An 18671-nucleotide genomic window follows, 5' to 3' on the forward strand; every position below is an offset into this window, starting at 1 on the left:
AACCCGACGGTTGAGTTCCGGACGTTATTGTCTCACATCAGGGGACCGGCTGCACGGCATCGCCGTCGGCCAGGCGGGCGGCGATGCCGCCGGTGAGCCGGGCCATGGCGCCCAGGATCTCCGGGTTGATCCGGTAGATGGTGTCGCCCGGCTCGTGGTATGCCAGGTGCGGCCCGGTGGACGACAGGCTGACGCACGGGATCCCCAGCTGGAAGAACGGGGCGAAGTCGCTGGAGCGCACGCCCACGCGCGTGATGGCCCGCTTGTTGCGAATCAGCCCGACCTCGGCGTCGGCCGCCTCGACCACCGGGAGCAGCGCCGCGCTGTAGCCGCACCAGGCGCCGTCGCCGGCGCCGGCCATGTCGATGTTGATCATGGCGGCGGCCTGCCGCATCCCGTAGGGGAGGCCGGCGGCGAAGGTGTGGGAGCCCTGCAGTCCCGTTTCCTCGGCGCCGAACAGGACGAAGATCACGGTGCGCCGGGGCTTGTTCGGCCACAGGCTCATGGTCCGCGCCAGCTCCATGACCACCGCGGAGCCGCTGGCATTGTCGTTGGCGCCCGGGTAGATGAAGCCGAGGTGCGGGCCGCATCCGTCGAAGTGGGCGCCGACGATGACGCATTCGTCGCGCAGCGCCGGATCGGCGCCGGGGATGAAGGCGGCGATGTTGTAGCCCTGGCTGTCGGGCACGTGGCGGGAGACCACCCGCAGGCGGAGCCGGCCCGGCAGGTCGAACGACAGGGGCCGGCGATAGCGCCGCAGGTCGTCGCGGAGGTCCTTGGCGGTGGTGGAGCGGGCGGCCAGGATCTTGTCGGCCACGGCGTAGCTGATCTCCGCCGGGGTGAAGCCGGCGAGCCAGTCGCCATTGGTGTTCATCTGGGGCTGTTCATAGATGTAAACCAGGCCGAGGGCGCCCCGCTCCCGCGCCGTGCGCAGGCGGGTGCGGTGCTGGTCGTGGTCGGTGAAGCGGTCGTCGGCGGGATCCGGCGTGCCCCGGAAGCAGAGGACGAACTTCCCCTTCGGGTCGATCCCGGCGTAGTCGTCGTAGCCCAGCTCCGGCGCGGCGATGCCCCAGCCGGCGAAGACCATGCCGGCGGTGTGGTCGCCGCTGTCGCTGAACGACAGGGGCAGGTAGTCCTTGTTGGGCTCCAGCCGGACCTCGCGCTCCGGCGCCTCCGGCGTCGCGCCGGGCAGGTACAGGACCGCTTCGGCCGCTTCGAGCACCGTGTGCGGGGCCGGGAAGGGCTGGAGGTAGCCGCCGGGGAACGCCGGCTCCAGGCCCCAGAGGCGGAACTGGTCGGCGGCCCAGCGGGCGGCGGCGGTGTAGCCGGGATGGCCCGTGAGCCGGCCGGCATACTCCGGGCCGGCCAGGATCTTGCAGATGGAATAGGCGCTGATGGGGTTGGGCGCGACGATCAGGCGGCCGGGGGCGCCCGGTTCGTCGTCGTCGGCCGGTGTCAGACCGGCCAAGGCGATCAACAACACGGCGATCAGGCAGCAACGCATGACGTTCTCCATGGGGATGAAATGGTCCATATGGCCCAACAGAATATTCTACGGAATGGGACGGAGAAAGGATATGTGAAATGTGCCCGTAGATGCTGTTATCGCCGAGACTCCTGCCGCTGGTTTCGCGGGGCCCGGGCCATCAGGGTGTGGCGGCCTGGCGGGCCAGCCAGCCGAAGCCGCGGGTGGCGGCGTCGCGCCGCAGGGTTTCCAGCCCGGCGCGGCCGACGTCACGGCGGCCGGCGGCCAGCTCGGCCCGGGCGAGCCACAGCCGGACCTCCAGCTCCAACTCCATCAGTCCGAGTCGCCGGCATTCGGCCAGGACGCGCTGCAGCCGCTCCGTCGCCCTGGCGGCCGGTCCCGCTACGATCAGGGCGCGCGCCTCCATGAGGTCCAGCCGCAGCTTTAAGACCGCATACTGGATCTGTGCCGCGATCGTCCGGGCGGCGGCCAGTTCCCTGACCGCCGAGTCGGCCTGGCCGTGTTCCAGGGCGACAGCGGCTAGCATCAAGCGCGCGCTCAGCGCGCCGTCGGCGACGTCCGACTGCTGGAACGCGGCCAGCGCCTGTTCCGCCAGCGCCCGGGCTTCGGCGGCGCGCCCTTCGCGGAGCGCCACCCCGGCCAGCGCCAGGTGGCTGAGGGGCAGTTCGGCGGCCTCGTTGATCTCGGTGCGGATCGCCAGCGCCTGCTCGTGCAGCCGGCGGGCCGCCGCCAGGTCGCCGGCGGCCGCCTCAAGCTCCCCTTGACCGAACAGCGCCCAAGCCTCCAGGCTCCGGACGCCGTTGGTCCGCGCCAGCTCCAACGACTGCCGGTACAGGCGCCGCGCCTCCGGCAGATTGCCCCGCAAGCGCTCCACCTCGCCCAGATTAGCCAACGCCATCATCTGGCCTGGCTTGTCGCCGATTTCTTTCCGGATCGCCAGCGATTCCCGGTACAACGCGCCGGCTTCCTCGAGACGCCCGAGATCGAACAGGATGGTGGCCAGATTGTTCTGGATCAGCGCCACGCCGCTGCGGTTGCCGGTGGCCGCGAAGGCCTGGCGGGCCTGTTCGAACATGAGCCGCGCCCGCTCGTAGTCGCCCTGGATGTAGTAGATGTTGGCGATGTTGTTGCGGATCGTGGCCATCCCCTCGGTTTCACCCAATTCCTCCAGGATGGCCAGCGCTTCTCGCTGCAGCTTGAGCGCGCCGGTGAGATCCCCGCTCACCTTGTAGATCACGGCCAAGTTGCCGAGCGCGGAAGCCTCACCCATCCGGGAGCCGATGGCCCGGCTGAGGCGCAGGGACTCGGTCAAGTCGCGCTTGGCCGCGGCATGATCCCCCTGGTCGTAGCGGATGTTGGCCAGGGCTCGCAGCGCCTGGGCCTGGCCGCCCCGGTCACCAAGGGCGGCGAAGATATCCTGGGCCGCAGTCGCCGCGGCTTGTGCCGGCTTCAGTTCGCCCATCTCCCGGTAGGCGCCGGACTGAAGGAGCAGCGCCCGCGCCGTGAGCGACCGCGTTTCGGCCGTCCGGCCTTTGTCCGCGGCCCGGCCGGCCGCTGCCGCCTGCCGCCGGTAGTCCGACTGACTGCCCGCCGCGGACGCCTCGGCCAGATCCACGCGCGGGTCGTCTCCAGCGGGAGCGGGCAGCTTCCGCAACTGCGCCACCGTGGCCAGGGCATCGGCTCCCTGGCCGACGGCGACTTGGGCGGAGGCCAGCCGGAGCCCGTATTCGAGGTTGTCGGGATAGAAGATCCAGAGGCTCCGGTAGATCTCCACCGCCTGGGCCCACTGGCGTTGCGCCTCGTGGTAGCGGGCCTCGATGCGGAGGCGCGTCTCGCGGTCCAGCGTACGGCTCAGGGCAAACGCCTTGGCTGACGCGGCGCGTGCCTCGGCATCGTGACCCAGGGCGGTCCAACTAGCGGCCAAAGCCTCCCATGCCGGCGGGTAGGCCGGGTCGAGCCGGGTGGCTTCCAGAAGGCGGTCCCGGGCTGTCTGGGCGTCGAAAACCTGTAGCCGGGCCAGCCCTTCGGCGTAGAGCCGGAGCACCTTGGCGTCCGCCGGGCGTACGGCTGGCGCTGCCTTGGCACCGGTGGTCGCGGCGCCGCCGAGCTCGGCACGCAGGCGGCCGCCCAGCCGGGCGACCAGATCGAAGACCTCCGCTTCCTGGCCGGTTTCGCCCAACGTGGCCAGCGTTTCACCCGACACCGTATCCTGCACGCGGACATCGAGGCGGATCCGGTCGCCGCCCCGCTCGCCCAGCGCCAGGTAGGAGCCCAGCACCACCACGTCGGTGCCGAGGTTGCGCCGGATGCGCTGCAGCGTGTCGGGCGCCAGCGTGTCGGCCTCCGGCAACGCCAGCTCGAGGCGCATCCGGGCGATGTTCTCCCCTGGAATCAGGCGGAGTTGGCTGGCAGGTCCCAGTTCGGTGCGGATCATCTCGGCTAGCGCAGTGGCCAGCCAGTCGGCGTCGGGCCGGCCGGAGAGATTTTTGAACCCCAGCACGGCCACGGCGCGGCGCATGGCCACGGCTGATTGGCCGGACGACTGGACCGGCGATGCCGGGGTGAGCACGCCGCTCCGCCACAACACGATGCCGGTGACAGCCAGGGCCAGCGCCGGCACGACCACGACGAGCCAGCGGCGCACCGGACGACGCGGCGCCAGGCGGATGGTTCGCGGGCCGCCGTCCGCCGTTTCGCCGCGCAGGGCGGCGGCGACTGACCGGGCGTCGGGAAAACGCGCCGCGGGCTCCCGCTGCAGGCACCGGAGAATTGCCGCTTCCCATTTCGGGTCCAGGCCGGGGAGGTGGGCCAATGGCGGGACCGGCGCCTCCCGCAGCCGCTTGAGCGCCGTGGCCAGCGGCGTGTCGGCCACGAACGGCCAGGTGCCGGTCACGGTGCGGTAGAGCACCACACCCAGCGCATAGATGTCGGCGGCGGCGGTGACCGGGCCACCCTCCACCTGTTCCGGGGCCATGAACGTGGGCGTGCCGGAGATCTGGCCCGTCACCGTGAGCGCGTCCAGCGGCGAGTCGCTGTCGACGCTGGAACGGGCCATGCCGAAGTCGGTGATCACCGCCCGTTCACCTGCGGCGCCCTCGCGGGCGGGGATGAGCATGACGTTGCCGGTCTTGAAGTCCCGGTGCACGATGCCGGCCTGGTGGGCGGCATCGAGGGCGGCGCAGATCTGCTCCACCAGGGGCAGCGCCGCCGCCGGCTCCAGCCGGCCCACCCGGTTCAGGCGCTCGGCCAGCGTCTCGCCGGGAATCAGCTCCATGGTCAGGAAGAAAACACCCGGCTCCTCCCCGCCTGTTTCCTTTCCGCCCGCCTCCGGCAGCCAGTGGTGGATGCCCAGGTCGAAGATGCGGCAGACATTGGGATGGGTGACCTTGCGGGCCAGATGGATTTCCCGCTTGAAGCGGTTGACGGCGTTTTCGTCGCCGGCGATCTCGGGGCGGATGGTCTTGAGGGCGACCCGCTCGTGCAACTCGGTGTCCTCGACCTCGTACACCTCGCCCATCCCGCCGCGGCCGATGAAGCGGAGCACCCGGTAGCGCTCGGCCACAAGCTCGCCCGGACCGAACAAGCTCATCCGGAATGCGCGACCGACGCCGGATGGGTGCGTATCGGCAACTGTGCCGGGGGTGCGCAACGTCGCGTCGCTGCCGGACGGGCCCGGTGGCCAGCCGGGCCCGTCGAGACCGCCGGGCCAATCCGCCAGCAGGCGGCCCGCGGGTTCCCACAGCGCATCGGGAGACAACCGCGCCGGCGTGTCGGGACGGACGCGACCCTCGCGGACCGCGGCCCGCGCACCCTCGGCGTCCAGGGGGCCGACGACGTCATTGCCGATCTGGAAATAGTACCTGGCCATCAGTCCGGCTGCCTCCTAAAACCCGTTCATGATCGTGTGCCCCCTGGATGTCGCGTCAGAAGCCGGGCGGCCGCCGGCCCTCGAACCGCCCGCCGGCCTGGAATGCTGCGGCGGCGGCCAGCACGGTGCTCTCGTCGAACAGCCGGCCGATAAAAGTGATGCTGGTGGGCGCGCCCTTGGCGTCCAGTCCGTCGGGCACCACCACGCAGGGGTGGCCGGTCAGGTTGGTCCGGAGCAGCGTGTCGCCTTCAAAGGCCGGTGCCACCAGGACGTCCACGCGTTCAAACAGGGCGTTGGTATCCGCGATGAGCCGCGTCCGCAGCCGGTTGGCCTGGATGTACTCCACCGCCGGGATGAACCGGGCCGAGCGGAAGACGTTGGGCCAGGCGTCGCGGGTCTGGCGCGCCATGCGGTCCAGGCCGCCGGAGCGGGTGAGCTCGTCGAAGGCCGCCGCCGCCTCGGCGCTCAGGATGAAGGCGAGCGCATCGACGGGACCCGGCGGCAACTCTACCGGTTCGAGACGCGCGCCGAGCCGCCGCAGCGTCGCCAGCGAAGCGGCGTTGTTGGCGCGGGCCGGGTAGTCACCCTCGAACAGGGGTTTCAGGTAGCCGAAGCGCAGCCGGTCCAGCGGCCGGCGGGCGGGGATCCGGTAGGGGGCATCCGTCACGGTGGGGTCCAGCCCGTCGGGGCCGCGGATGGCATCGAGAATCACCGCGCAGTCGTCGGCCGAACGGGCGATGGGGCCGATTTTGTCCATGGACCAGCTCAGGGCCATGGCGCCCGCCCGCGAGACGCGGCCGAACGTGGGCCGGAGCCCCGTCACGCCGCAGCGCGTGCACGGCGAGACGATGGAACCCCACGTCTCGGTGCCGATGGCGAAGCCCACCAGACCGGCGGCCGTGGCCGCAGCCGAGCCGGCCGACGAGCCGCTGGAGCCCTCCTTGAGGTTCCAGGGATTGCGGGTCTGGCCGCCGAACCAGACGTCCCCCCAGGCCAGCTCGCCCAGGGTGAGTTTGGCCACGAGAACGGCGCCCGCCTCTTCCAGCCGGCGGACCACGGTGGCCGTGTCGGCGAGCACCTGGTCGCGATAGGGAGTCGTTCCCCAGGTGGTGGGGTAGCCGGGGACGGCCAGCAGGTCCTTGGCGCCGTATGGGATCCCGTGCAGGGGGCCGCGCCAGCGCCCCGCGGCGATCTCGGCGTCGGCCCGCCGGGCCTGCTCCCGCGCCAGTGTCTCGGTGAGCGTGACCACGCAGTGGAGCTGCGCATCATGCCGCTTGAGCCGGGCCAGGTACATTTCGGTCAGCTCCATCGACGTGACCTGCCGGGTGCGCACCAGCTCGGCCAGCTCGGTGACCGGGCGGAAGGCCAGCTCCTCGATGTTCGTCGGCCGGGTGAACCGGCGCCCGGTCGGCGGGGCGGCGGCTGCGGGAACGGGCGGCGCGGCGCCGCGGGGATGGAACTCCAGCGCCGGGAGCAGGTCGTTGGGGATGGACTCCCGGCGGATGGCCGCGTACGCCTTCAAATTGTCCTTCAGGTCTTCCGTCATGAGCTGGAGTTGGGGCGTGGTCAGGGTCAGGCCCCACAGCACCCGGGCCGAGCGGATCAGGAGTTCCGCTTCGGAGACTTCCGCCGGGCCGCGCGCCAGATAGCCGCCGCCGAACCCGAGGGCCAGTACCGCTGCCGCGCTGCTGATCCAGAGGAGTTTTTGCCTCATGCGTTCACCTCGGTGGCGCGCCCGCGCGGGGGGCGCGCGAACTGCCGCGCGCGGGATCAGCCATGGTGTGGCGATCCGGCGGCGCGGATCCAGACGTGCGTGATCCGGCCGATGTACAGCCGGTGGTAATCCCGGTTGGGGTAGTGCTCCGCCAGTCCCGGATCCAGGAAGCGGACGGGATCCAGGTCCTGGCTGTACAGCGTCCGGCACTCGATGACCAGCCGGGCCTCGGCGAACGCAACGCCGCCGCCGGCGCCGGCGACCGGCGTCAGCCCGGCGGCCGCCGGCTTGTCGAGGTCGCGGCCCGAGCGGGTGCCGCACAGCTCCAGTGCCGGCCGGTACCGCTCCTCGAAGAAGGAAAGCGTGTACACCGGATGGCGCTCCATGAAGCCGAAGGTGTGGCGGACGGGCCGGACGAAGCAGATCGCCACCGGCTGGTTCCAGAGCACGCCCACTCCGCCCCAACTGGCGGTCATGGGATTGCAGTCTCCCGGCGTGCCGGCGGTGAGCAGCATCCAGTCGGCGCCGATGAGGCGGAAGGGGTTGTCCGGGATCTCCTCGGGCTTGATGGGGCGGAATTCCGGCGTCATGGTCACGCTCGCTGCGGTCCGGCGGTCGATTGGGATCGAATGCTGGCCGTATTATACCAGAGGCGGACCGCCGCCGGGGGATCCGGCAATGCGTGGTGCAATTTTGCCCGGCCGGCGCCAACCCCCGTGCTATAATCGGTCCACTTTGGGGTCATACGAATACCCTTTCGGAGGTGCCTCATGATGCGTGCACAAAGCGCCGGGTCCAGGCTCGGGTTTCTGCTGGCTGTCCTGCTGGCGGGAACCGCGGGCGTGTGGGCCGGCCAGATTCTGACGGACCGGCCGATCCTCTTCCCCGGGACGGCCCAGTCCATAGATGATCCGCAGCAGTTCTACACGCAGGCCGCGGCCCGCGGCGAGCTGGTCCTGCTCAAGGCGGCGATCTTCGACCCGCTGCAGAGCGGGACGCCCGACCTCGGCGCCTGGGTGCCCGACTATCTGAAGGGGCAGCCGCTCGACGACAAGTACTACCTGGTCCAGTTTGCCGGGCCCATCCGGCCCGCCGACCGGCAGGCGCTCGAGGCCGCCGGCGCCCGGATCTTCGATTATGTGCCGAACCACGCCCTGGTGGTCCGCCTCAACGGCGCGCAGTATGACAAGGTCAGCCGCCTGGCCGGTGTACGCTGGATCGGCGATTACCAGTCCGGGTTCCGGGTGGCGCCGGCGCTGGCCGCGGAGCTGCGCACCCGCTTCGCCGGAGCGGCGGACGACACCCACCGGTTTTCGGTGGACTTCTTCCCCGGCGGCGATTTGGCCGGCATGATCGAGAGTCTGGTGAACCGGTTCGTGAGCGACCGCCGATTCAATTTCGCGCAGAGCGGTCGCAACACCGTGGTCTTCGAAATGTCCCGCGACATCCTGCCGGCGTTCGTGGAGCACGTCCTGAGCCTCAACGACGTCCGCTGGGTGGAGCGGCGGGAACTGGATCGTCCGCTGAACGACAACTCCTACTGGATGGGCCAGAGCGGCGACACCGCCGGCAAGACGACGCCCATCTTCGATCACGGCATCCTCGGCCAGGGCCAGGTCATCGCCGTCGCCGACAGCGGCCTGGACAAGGACATGTGCTTTTTCATCAACACCGCCGGCGGCGCGGTGCTGGCCAGCCAGACCGTGGAGCCGCCGAACGTGCTCACCGTGAACAACACCCAGCGCAAGCTCATCGCCTACAACATCCTGCCGGGATCCGAAGACGGCGACCACGCTGCTCATGGCTACCACGGCACCCACACCTCCGGCTCCGCCACCGGTGACGATTACCACACGCCGGCCGCGCCCGCGGCCGCCGGTCACGACACCGGCGACGGTATGGCTCCCCTGGCCAAACTCGTCATCCAGGACGGCGGCCGGTCCGACAGCCCCTACCTCTACTTCCCCTGGCCGTTTTACGACATGTGGGCCCAGGACCGCGCCAGCGGCGTTCATATCGCCTCCAACAGCTGGGGCGTCGAGAACAACCTCTACACCACCGCCTGCACCTACACCGACATGTTCGTCTGGGACAACGAGGATTTCCTCATCGTCGTTTCTTCTGGCAACGCCGGACCCACCCCCGAAACCCTGAACTACCTCAGCACCGCGAAGAATGTCATCGCCGTGGCGGCCACCACCAACGGCAGCACCGGCGCCAACTCCATCGCCTCGTTCTCCTCGAAGGGGCCGGCGGCCGACGGCCGCTACAAGCCGGACCTCGCCCTGCCGGGCGACTACATCGTCTCGGCCCGCGGCGAAACCACCGCCAACAACTGCACCACGATCGCCATGAGCGGCACCAGCATGGCGGCGCCCACCGTCGCCGGCTTCAGCGCCTTGGCGCGCCAGTACTTCACCGAGGGGTGGTACCCGTCGGGCGTCAAGACGCCGGCGGATGCCTTCACCCCGTCGGCGGCGCTGCTCAAGGCGGTGCTGATCAACTCCTGCGCCAACATGACCGGCGGCAACACCGGCCGGGTGGGCAAGGAGGACGCGCCGGCCGCCGGGCAGGGCTGGGGCCGGGTGCTTCTGGACAACGCCCTCTACTTCAACGCCAAGGCGGACGCCCGCCAGCTCCTGGTGTGGGATGTGGCCAACGCCAGCGGGCTGACCACCGGCGGCGTCCGGGAATATCCCGTCCAGGTCGCGGCGGGCCAGCCGCTGAAGGTCACCCTGGTCTGGACCGACCCGCCGGGCTCGGAGAGCGCCGCCATCACCCTGGTCAACAACCTCGACCTCGAGGTGGTCGGTCCGGGCGGCGTCCGGTACGCCGGCAACCAGTGGAACGCGGAGCTGACCGGCGACTTGAAGGAATCGAAGGCCAATCCCACCGGCACCGACGCGCTCAACAACGTCGAAGGTGTTCTGGTCAAAGCGCCGGCCGCCGGCGCCTACACCATTCGGGTCTTCGGCACCAATGTTCCCGGTTTCGCCGGCGCGGGTTTCCAGGGCTTCGGCCTCGTGGTCACGGGCGGCGTGACGCTGGGCGATACGGGGGTGATCAACATCCAGTCCATCGAGGTGGATGATGCGGCCGGCAACAACGACGGCGTCATCGATCCGGGCGAGACCGTCAACCTGAACATCACGCTGGAAAACACAGGCGGCGCGGCGGTCAACTCCACGAATGCGACGCTCGCCACCGCCACCGCCGGCATCACCGTGAGCACGTCCGGCGGCACCTACGGCACCATCGACGCCGGCGGCAGCCAGCTCAACGCGGCGCCGTTCGTGTTCCAGGTGGACGGCTCCGTGGCCCCCAGCACGGTGATCGACTTCGTCCTGACCATCAACGGCAGCGCCGGCTCCTTCGCCCGGCCCTTCCAGCTTCGGGTGCTGCCGAGTTCCCCGCCGGAGCTGACCAACCTGGTTATCGCCGAGAAGGGGCTGTACGACGCGGGTTACCCGACCTTCGTGGATTTCATCATGCAGTTCGACTACGCCGATCCGGACGCCGACCTGCAGTGGTTCTATTTCCTGTTTCGGGTCAACGGCGAGGAAGTCACCGCCCTGCCGTATCCGGTCAATGCTTCCAGCCTGACCGGCCCCGGCGGACAGGCCATCCTGGATCCGTTCAGCGTCTGGCAGATGGTGGCGACCAATGTGGGCGAAACGATCCAGGTATACGGTTACCTGGAGGATTCTCAGGGTAACCGGAGCCCGATCGTCGAATCCAACGTCGTGCCGGTCACCTTGGGGGTCACCCCCGCCACACCGAGCGGGCTCGATGACGACGACTCGATCTACATTCCCTTCGCCGGCGGGTTCACTTTCCCGTTCTACGGCAAGCTCTACACCGGCTGCTACATCAACTCCGACGGCAACATCACCTTCGAAGCCGGCTTCGAGTACCAGCAACGCGGCCCGCTCGCCTTCCTCAATAACATGCCCCGCATCGCCGGCCTCTTCACCGATCTGGCCAAGTCGGTCGGGGACAACAAGATCCTGGTGAACGCCCAGGCCGACCGGTTCGCGGTCACCTATGACCGGCTGGAACAGTGGGCGCAGACCGGGCCCACGGGCACCCACACCGTCACCATCATCCTGTTCCCGGACGGTGCGGTGGAGTTCGCCTGGGGCACCTGCACCATGACCCAGTCACAGACCGAGTACAGCGGCGGTCCGGAATGGAAAGGCGTCGTGGGCCTGTGCCCCGGCGCGATCCTGGACCACCCGTCCAGCGATTTTTCCGCGCTGACCGGACCGGTGCCCATCCCTGCCGGTCTGCCCATCTATCAGGCGTTTGCCAAAGCCGACGCCTTCGACCTGTCCAACACATCCATGCGCTTCGAACCGGCGGCGCCGTTCATCCCGGTGCAACGGGCGTATTTCCCGCGCCTGTCGTACGCGCCCGGCACGTGGACCGAGGGGTACGGGTTCGTGAACACCGGGGCGGCGGACGCCAACGTCCGGTTCACATCGTTCGACGCCGCCGGGAACATCGCCGAGGAGTCGGACTTCTGGAGCTGGCCGGCGGGCGACCAGGGCGCCTACCAGGTTGAAGGAATTCTGGGGCTGACCGAGGCCACCGACGGCTGGGTGCTGGCCGAGAGCGACCAGGACGGCCTGCTCGGCTTTTTCGTCACCCAGCACTTCACCGGCGGCGGCCTGACGGGCCTGGACGGCGCGGCGGTATGGGCGGACACCATGAGCTTCGGCTTCCTGCCCATGGTGCGGGCCACCGGCACGTTCTCCACCGAGCTGTTCATCGCGAACCCGACAACGGAGGCGATCACGGTGTTGCTGTTCGGTTATGACAACGTGACCACCTACGACGGCGGAGAACACGTCATCCCCGCGGGCGGCTTTGTCAAGCTGGACGCGGCGACCACCTTCGGCGCCGCGTTCGACGGCGTGGCCAGGATCACCTTGCCGGGGGCTGACAAGGCCGGCGCGGATCACACCACCGCCGGGGCCGGCTTCATCGGCAATGCGGTGATCCGGGACGGCGACGCCGCCATCAGTTCGCTGAACATCCGGCCGCTCGGACAATCCCGCCTGTATGCCCCCCATGTGGTGTTCATGCCCGACGTCTACTACACCGAATTGGTTTTGTGGAACTACCATGACACGGATGCCGTGGCCACCATCACCCCGCATCGCGCCGATGGAACCGTCATCGGTGCGCCCTTCCAGGTGACCGTACCGGCCCTGAAGTTCGTCCGGCTGCGCGACACGGAGTTGGGCCTGCCGTCGGGCGTGACCACCGAGGGATGGCTCCAGGTGGATTCCACTCTGGCGCTATCGAGCTGCCTGACCTTTGGCAACCCGGTGGACAACCACTACATGTCCACCCTGCCGCTGGAACGCGAGGGCAAAGACGACTTCTACTACGCCCAGGTCGCCAGCGGCGACGCCGGCGGCGTGAGCTTCTTCACCGGCATCGCCGTGGTGAACACGAACGCAGCCCCGGTGGACGTCACCATCAAGGTCTTCCTCAGTGACGGTACCCAGAACGGCAACACCGTGGTGCGCACTCTGGCTCCGGGCGAGAAGTATGTCCGGTTGCTGTCCCAGATCGAGGGGATCGGTACGCTCCAGGCCCAGACCAGCGGCTATATCCATGTGACCGCGACGGACGCCGTCTTCTCATTCGTCCTGTTCGGCAACGACGCGCTGGACTTCCTCTGCGCCGTCCCGGCCCAGTAAAGTACCTCGCGGCCTCCGGCCGCGTGTTCAATCGGCAATCCCCCCGGCCCGCTTCCGCGGGCCGGGGTTCTTTTTGGGGACGGTGGATGGGTGAATCGGTGAATGGGTACTTGCCGCACTTCGCGCCTGGTGCTGCCGGGTGAAACAACCAGCCGCTTTTCGTTGGTGCCGTTTTGGTCTATGCAAATGAAAAGCCGGACGGGAAGGCCCGTCCGGCTCATGAGGTTGGGAAGCGTAATTATTTCGGGACGTTGGCGATGAGCATCTGGTAGGAGTCGCCGGTCCAGTGGTCTACGAACGGGGGCGCCTTGGGCGGATTGTTCCCCTCGGCAGCCAGCACGGTCATCTTGAACACGCGGCAGATCTCCTTGGAGTTGTTCTGGATGCTGGCGATGTAGACGGGCAGACCCCACTGGATGGTCTGGCCCAGGATGTTCTTCTTCGTGCTCACCCAGTTGCCGGCGACACTGGCGGCGATGGCCTTCTCCTTGGGGTACACTTCGTTGAAATAGCGTATGGCTGCCGCCGTCAGTGTGCCCACACTGCCCGGTCCGGCAAAACTGCCGGAGTTGGGGGGGAACTTGGCCGTCTTGAGCTGCTCGGCCGCCGCCGCCTTGATGCCGGCGCGCGATTTTTCAATCGCCGCCAGCTGTTCGGTCACCGCGGCGTTGTTCGGGTCGAGCCGGTGGGCGGCCGCCAGCTGTTCGGCGTGCCGGGCCAGTTGGGATTCCGACTTCCGGGCGGTGTTGTTCAGTTCGAGCTGGACCTGCTTGAGAATCCCCGCGGCCTGGCTCACCGGTCCCTCGTTGACCATCTTCAGCATGCGCTCCAGATCCCGGTAGTCCTGGCCGGCCGAGCAGTCGGGCCGCTGGTTCTCCGGGTCCAGCCGGCTCTTGCGCGAATTCTCGGGGGTCAGCTCAAAGAGCTTGCGGTCGATGGTGTCGGTGTCGCGGCCGTACTTGGCGCCGAAGGCCTCGAGCCGCTTGCGGGCTTCGGGGACGTCCGCCCGGCGCAACTGTTCCAGCTTGGCCATGGTGTCGTTCAGGGTGTTCTCGTTGTACATGACCTCGCCGTTGTGGTTGAAGATCGCCTTGTACTTGGTTTCAAAGGTCTCAAAGTAATCGCAGAACGCCTGCCAGTCCGCCTTGACCTCCTCCTTGCTCAGGCCGCCGGAGACGGGTGCGCCCGAGGGAGACGCGGATGACCCGGACGTCGCGGTGGAGCCGCTGGTCGAAGAATCGCCGCCCGCGGCGGGCTTCACCATGGCGATCTGTTTTTTCCAGCCGCGGGATTTGTTTTCCCAGACTCCAATCTCGGCATACTCAGGGTCCATGGCCCGGACCTTCTCGATGAGGCTGTCGGCTTCCTTGAGCTTGGCCTCGATCTCCGGCAGGTTGTCCGGGAGTGACAGGTTGTCCAGGGCGCGGAACACGGCGTTGACTTGCCGCCCCAGGGCGCGCAACTCCGGGCTGATGGCGCCGAGGGCCACCCCCAGGGCGCACACGATCAAAATGAATGTGCCCCACTTTCTCAGCGGTTCATACATGATGGCCTCCTTGTGTTTCCAACGGTGGTGTGCCGGTCGGGTCGCATCCGAATCCGTTCGGTTAGAGTGCCGGTTACTCGGATTTTCGCAAAAATATTTGGTCGCCGTCAACGGGGCGGATGGAACCCGTCCGCCGAATCACGGGGTAAACTGGACCAGACGCGGGACAGGCCGCGTGTTCCGGGTGAGAAACGTCGAATCCCGGCCGGATTCTGCACGTATAAGGGAACGATTCAACCCGCGCAATGCTCTGAGTGCTTGTATTCGGAGGTGCAGCGTGTGGCTGTCGAGCCTGCTTCTGATAGCTACATGGATGGTGGCGGTGCCGGGGGAAACGGCCCCGGACACCGCGGCGGACCGCGCGGCCATCGAAGGGTGCGTGCGCGACTATATTGAAGGCTGGTACACGGGTGACGCGGCCCGCCTGGGCCGGGCGCTCCATCCGGAGCTGGCCAAACGGGGCGTGTTGCAAAGTCCGGGCGCAGGACGGCTGTTCCTGCAGCCCATCGGTAAGTCGGCCATGGTGGCGTACTCCGGCGCCGGCGCGGGCCGGCTGAAACCGGGCGAAGAGATGAAGCTGGCCATCGAGATCCTGTCGGTGGACCGCGTGGTCGCCAGCGTCCGGGTCGTTTCGCTCAAGTTCATCGACCACTGCCACCTGGCCAAGCTGGACGGGGAATGGAAGATCGTGAACGTGGTCTGGGAGCCGGCGGCTCCGCCGCCGCCTCCGCCACCCAAGTGACGCGGGCGCCGTTCGCCAGGGGATGGGCGGACGGTTCCCCATGGCTTCAGGGGGAAGACTCCTCTGCACCGGGGCGGCCGCACGGCCGCCCCGAATTTTTCCCGGCCGGCGCGCGGTCGCGGCGGGATGGGTGGAAACGTTCCCTGACGGGGTCCAGACCGACGCCAAGCTAGCGGCGATTTGACACAGGCCGCCGGATTGCCTAGAATCAGACCACGATGAATCCGGGCCTCGGCGACATGCTGCGCATCTTCGTGGTGTCCGACGCCACCGGCCGCACCTGCCATACGGTCGTCCAGGCGGCGCTGTCCCAATTCAACACCAGCCAGGTTGAGGTGGTCACCCTCCCCCATGTGCGCACCTTCGAGCAGATCGAGGCGATCCTCGACCGGGCTGACCGGACGGGCGGCGTGGTCGTCTACACGATGGTGGCGGCGGAGTTCCGCCAGCGGATCTACGAACTGGGCCGGCTCAAGGGTGTGCCCACGGTGGATATCCTCGGTCCCGTGCTGACGCGATTTTCCGACATCCTGGAAGTTTCGCCGCTGGCCCAGCCGGGCCTCTTCCGCCAGCTCGACCAGAAGTACTTCAAGCGGATCGAGGCGGTGGACTACACCATCAAGCACGACGACGGTGTCGGACTGGCCACGCTGGACCAGGCGGAAATCGTGCTCCTGGGCGTGTCGCGCACGTCCAAAACACCCGTGAGCATCTACCTGGCCTACCGCGGCTGGAAGGCCGCCAACGTGCCGGTGGTGCTTGGTCAGCCGCTGCCCGAAGAGCTCTTCACCGTGGACCCGCGCCGGGTGGTCGCCCTGACCATCAATCCCGACCGGCTCCAGCTCATCCGTCAGGAGCGGGCCCGCCACCAGCGTTCGGGCGCCCTGGTCGAGTACACGGATCCCCGCCTCATCGGCGACGAGGTCGCCTACGGCGTCTGCCTTTACCGCCGGCATGGCTGGCCCATCATCGACGTGACCTTCCGCTCCATCGAGGAAACCGCCACCGAAGCGGCCCGGATCATGTTCTCCCACTTCGGCGCCAAGCGGGACGGCTTCTCCGAAGTGCTGCCCGAAATCTGAGCCGCCCGGCTGCCCGGCCGGCAGGCGGCGCACCCTGCAACAAAACCAGCCCGCCGTGCGTATATAGCGGAGGAAGACAATCCTGTCCGGGGGAAGTGACTATGAGCGTTTCACCGACTCTCGAAGCGCCCGGTGGCAGCGTCGAGGCGACCGCCCTGCGCGTCCTCATTGTCGATGACGAAACTCTGGCGCGCAAACGCGTCCGCCGGCTGCTGCAGGGCGAGGCCCGAGTGGACGTGATCGGCGAATGTGCCAACGGGCCCGACGCCGTCGCGGTGATCCGGGAACAGGCGCCGGACCTGGTCCTGCTCGACGTGCAGATGCCCGGCATGGACGGCCTGGCGGTCATCGATGCGGTGGGCGCCGACCGGATGCCGCCGGTGGTATTCGTCACGGCGCACGAGGCATACGCCCGTCAGGCGTTCGACGTCCATGCGGTGGACTACCTCCTGAAGCCGTTCGACCAGGACCGCCTGCATGAGGCGCTGAACCGGGCGCGCCGCCGCTGCGGGAGCCGCGCCGACAACGGCCTGCCGGTACAACTGGCGGAGCTGGTGCAGGACATGCAGCGCCGCCGCAGCCACCTGCAGCGGATCGCCGTGCGCACCGACGGCCGCGTCCTGTTGGTGCCCGTGTCCGAGGTGGACTGGCTGGAGTCGGCGGGCAACTACATCTGCCTGCATTCCGGGTCGCAGACCCACATCGTCCGGGAGACGATGGCCCGACTGGAGGAACAGCTGGACCCCGCCCGCTTCGCCCGGATCCACCGGTCCACCATGATCAACCTGAATCGGATCCGGGAGCTGCAGCCGTACTTCCACGGCGACTACAAGGTGCTGCTGGAGGACGGGACCGAGTTGACGCTGAGCCGCAATTACCGCGAGAACCTGATGAGCCGGCTGGGTTTGGCCAACTGAGACCGCCCGATTCACGCGTGTTCGGGCCCGGTACGACAGGGCGCCGGCCGTCTATCGCTGCCGGCGCGCGCGCCGCTGCATCCGGTCCAGGTAGATGTAAACCACGGGCGTCAAATACAGCGTGATCACCTGAGACACCACGAGTCCGCCCACCACCGCCAACCCCAGCGGCTGGCGCGACTCGCCGCCGGCGCCGAAGCCCACGGCGATGGGGAGCGTGCCGAAGAACGCCGCCATGGTGGTCATCATGATGGGCCGGAAGCGGATGAGGCAGGCCTGGTAGATGGCCTCGGCGGGCGGCACCTGCTTCGTGCGCTCGGCGTCCAGCGCGAAGTCGATCATCATGATGGCGTTCTTCTTGACGATGCCCACCAGCATGATGATCCCCACGAAGGCGAAAATGTTCAGGTCCACCCGGAACAGCAGCAGGGTGACCAGGGCCCCCAGGCCCGCCGACGGCAGGCCCGACAGGATGGTCACCGGGTGAATGAAGCTCTCGTACAGGATCCCCAGGACGATGTAGATGACCACCACGGCCATGAGCAGGAGCAGGCCCATGCCCTTGAGCGACGCCTGGAAGGCCTGGGCGGTGCCCTGGAAGCTCCGGGTCACCGTGGGCGGCAGCAGGTCGTCGGCGACGCCCTCGATGCGCGTGAGCGCCGCGCCCAGCGACACGCCCGGCCGCAGGTTGAAGGAGACGGTCGCAGCGGGGAGCTGCCCCAGGTGGTTCACCGACAGCGGCCCCACCGCCGGGCGGATCCGGGCCACGGCATCGAGCGGAACCATCCGGCCGCCCCCGGACTTGATGTACAGGTTGGACAGATCATTCGGCTCCCGCTGCAGCCGCGGCAGCAGCTCCATCACCACGTAGTACTGGTTGTCGGGCGCGAACATCGTGGAGATCTGCCGCGTGCCGAAGGCGGTGTAGAGGACGTCCTCGACCTGGTAGGCGGTCACGCCGAGCGCGGTGGCCTTCTCGCGGAGCAGGTCCACCCGCACCTCGGGATTCTTGATGAACAGGTCGCTGTTGACGTCGAGCAGCTCCGGCATGGCGCGGAGCCGGGCTTCGAGCAGGGGGGCGTACCGGTACAGCTCCGCGGTGTCGGTGCTCTGGATGGAGTACTGGTAGAGCGCCCGGGTCTGCTGGCCGCCGATGGTGATGGTGGGCGGATTCTGGAGGTAGACCTGGATGCCGGGGATCTGGGCGAGCTTTGGGCGCAGCCGGTTGATGATCTCGTCGGCGGTGCTGGTGCGCTCGTGACGCGGTTTGAGACGCAGGAACACATTCCCGGCGTTGAGGCCGGACGCACCGCGGGCGCCGCAGCTGGACATCATCCCCTCGACATCCGGATCCTGGCGGATGATCTCGGTGACCTCCCGCTGGTGGCGGACCATCGATTCGAAGGAGATGCCCTGGATCGCCTCGGTGAAGCCGCGGACCTGGCCGGTGTCCTCGGTGGGGATGAAGCCCTTGGGCACGACGTTGAAGAGCCAGGCGGTGGCGCCCAGGATCATCCCGGTCGCCGTGGAGGCATCGCTCATATTGTGAACCAACGATTGCACAAAGAGCGGCAACACGGGCCCCGTCACCGAGCCCCCCAGGTT

10 protein-coding genes are annotated in these 18671 nt (G+C 68.3%); 4 read left to right on the forward strand and 6 right to left on the reverse strand.

Annotation, left to right across the window (positions count from 1 at the left end; genetic code table 11):
* Positions 1-37: 37 nt before the first annotated feature.
* The 4 genes from GX414_05545 to GX414_05560 form a co-directional block, all read right to left on the reverse strand.
* Entirely contained in the window at positions 38-1504 is a 1467-nt protein-coding gene (locus GX414_05545) for a M28 family peptidase (protein NLI46554.1), read from the reverse strand.
* A 142-nt stretch (positions 1505-1646) separates the two neighbouring features.
* The gene (locus GX414_05550; GenBank protein ID NLI46555.1) at positions 1647-5354 is read right to left on the reverse strand and encodes a tetratricopeptide repeat protein; all 3708 of its coding nucleotides are present in this window, start codon (positions 5352-5354) and stop codon (positions 1647-1649) included.
* Between the two features lie 55 nt (positions 5355-5409).
* Positions 5410-7068, reverse strand: coding sequence for an amidase (locus GX414_05555; GenBank protein NLI46556.1), 1659 nt, complete (start codon positions 7066-7068; stop codon positions 5410-5412).
* A gap of 56 nt (positions 7069-7124) precedes the next feature.
* Positions 7125-7658, reverse strand: coding sequence for a flavin reductase family protein (locus tag GX414_05560; protein ID NLI46557.1), 534 nt, complete (start codon positions 7656-7658; stop codon positions 7125-7127).
* A gap of 180 nt (positions 7659-7838) precedes the next feature.
* Here GX414_05560 and GX414_05565 point away from each other — a divergent pair, with 180 nt between their 5' ends.
* The gene (locus GX414_05565; protein NLI46558.1) at positions 7839-12779 is read left to right on the forward strand and encodes a S8 family serine peptidase; all 4941 of its coding nucleotides are present in this window, start codon (positions 7839-7841) and stop codon (positions 12777-12779) included.
* Between the two features lie 238 nt (positions 12780-13017).
* Here GX414_05565 and GX414_05570 read toward each other — a convergent pair whose 3' ends face one another.
* Positions 13018-14325: a hypothetical protein gene (locus GX414_05570; protein ID NLI46559.1), complete on the reverse strand. Its 1308-nt coding sequence runs from the start codon at positions 14323-14325 to the stop codon at positions 13018-13020.
* A 277-nt stretch (positions 14326-14602) separates the two neighbouring features.
* Here GX414_05570 and GX414_05575 point away from each other — a divergent pair, with 277 nt between their 5' ends.
* The 3 genes from GX414_05575 (at position 14603) to GX414_05585 (ending at position 17066) form a co-directional block, all read left to right on the forward strand.
* Positions 14603-15067 (forward strand): nuclear transport factor 2 family protein, encoded by a 465-nt coding sequence (locus GX414_05575; protein NLI46560.1) that lies wholly within the window; start codon positions 14603-14605, stop codon positions 15065-15067.
* 218 nt (positions 15068-15285) lie between these two features.
* Complete coding sequence (locus tag GX414_05580; GenBank protein ID NLI46561.1) at positions 15286-16149, forward strand: kinase/pyrophosphorylase; 864 nt, start codon at positions 15286-15288, stop codon at positions 16147-16149.
* Positions 16150-16250: 101 nt separating this feature from the next.
* Entirely contained in the window at positions 16251-17066 is an 816-nt protein-coding gene (locus tag GX414_05585) for a response regulator transcription factor (GenBank protein ID NLI46562.1), read from the forward strand.
* 51 nt (positions 17067-17117) lie between these two features.
* Here GX414_05585 and GX414_05590 read toward each other — a convergent pair.
* The coding region (locus GX414_05590; GenBank protein NLI46563.1) for an acriflavine resistance protein B at positions 17118-18671 on the reverse strand (1554 nt) is incomplete at its 5' end.

This window comes from Acidobacteriota bacterium (assembly GCA_012517875.1).
Lineage (GTDB): Bacteria > Acidobacteriota > JAAYUB01 > JAAYUB01 > JAAYUB01 > JAAYUB01.

Excerpts from the sequence above, each read along its gene's own strand:
- GX414_05545 (NLI46554.1), bottom strand. The coding sequence starts at position 1,504 with ATGCGTTGCTGCCTGATCGCCGTGTTGTTGATCGCCTTGGCCGGTCTG.
- GX414_05550 (NLI46555.1), bottom strand. The coding sequence starts at position 5,354 with ATGGCCAGGTACTATTTCCAGATCGGCAATGACGTCGTCGGCCCCCTG.
- GX414_05555 (NLI46556.1), bottom strand. The coding sequence starts at position 7,068 with ATGAGGCAAAAACTCCTCTGGATCAGCAGCGCGGCAGCGGTACTGGCC.
- GX414_05560 (NLI46557.1), bottom strand. The coding sequence starts at position 7,658 with ATGACGCCGGAATTCCGCCCCATCAAGCCCGAGGAGATCCCGGACAAC.
- GX414_05565 (NLI46558.1), top strand. The coding sequence starts at position 7,839 with ATGATGCGTGCACAAAGCGCCGGGTCCAGGCTCGGGTTTCTGCTGGCT.
- GX414_05570 (NLI46559.1), bottom strand. The coding sequence starts at position 14,325 with ATGTATGAACCGCTGAGAAAGTGGGGCACATTCATTTTGATCGTGTGC.
- GX414_05580 (NLI46561.1), top strand. The coding sequence starts at position 15,286 with ATGAATCCGGGCCTCGGCGACATGCTGCGCATCTTCGTGGTGTCCGAC.
- GX414_05585 (NLI46562.1), top strand. The coding sequence starts at position 16,251 with ATGAGCGTTTCACCGACTCTCGAAGCGCCCGGTGGCAGCGTCGAGGCG.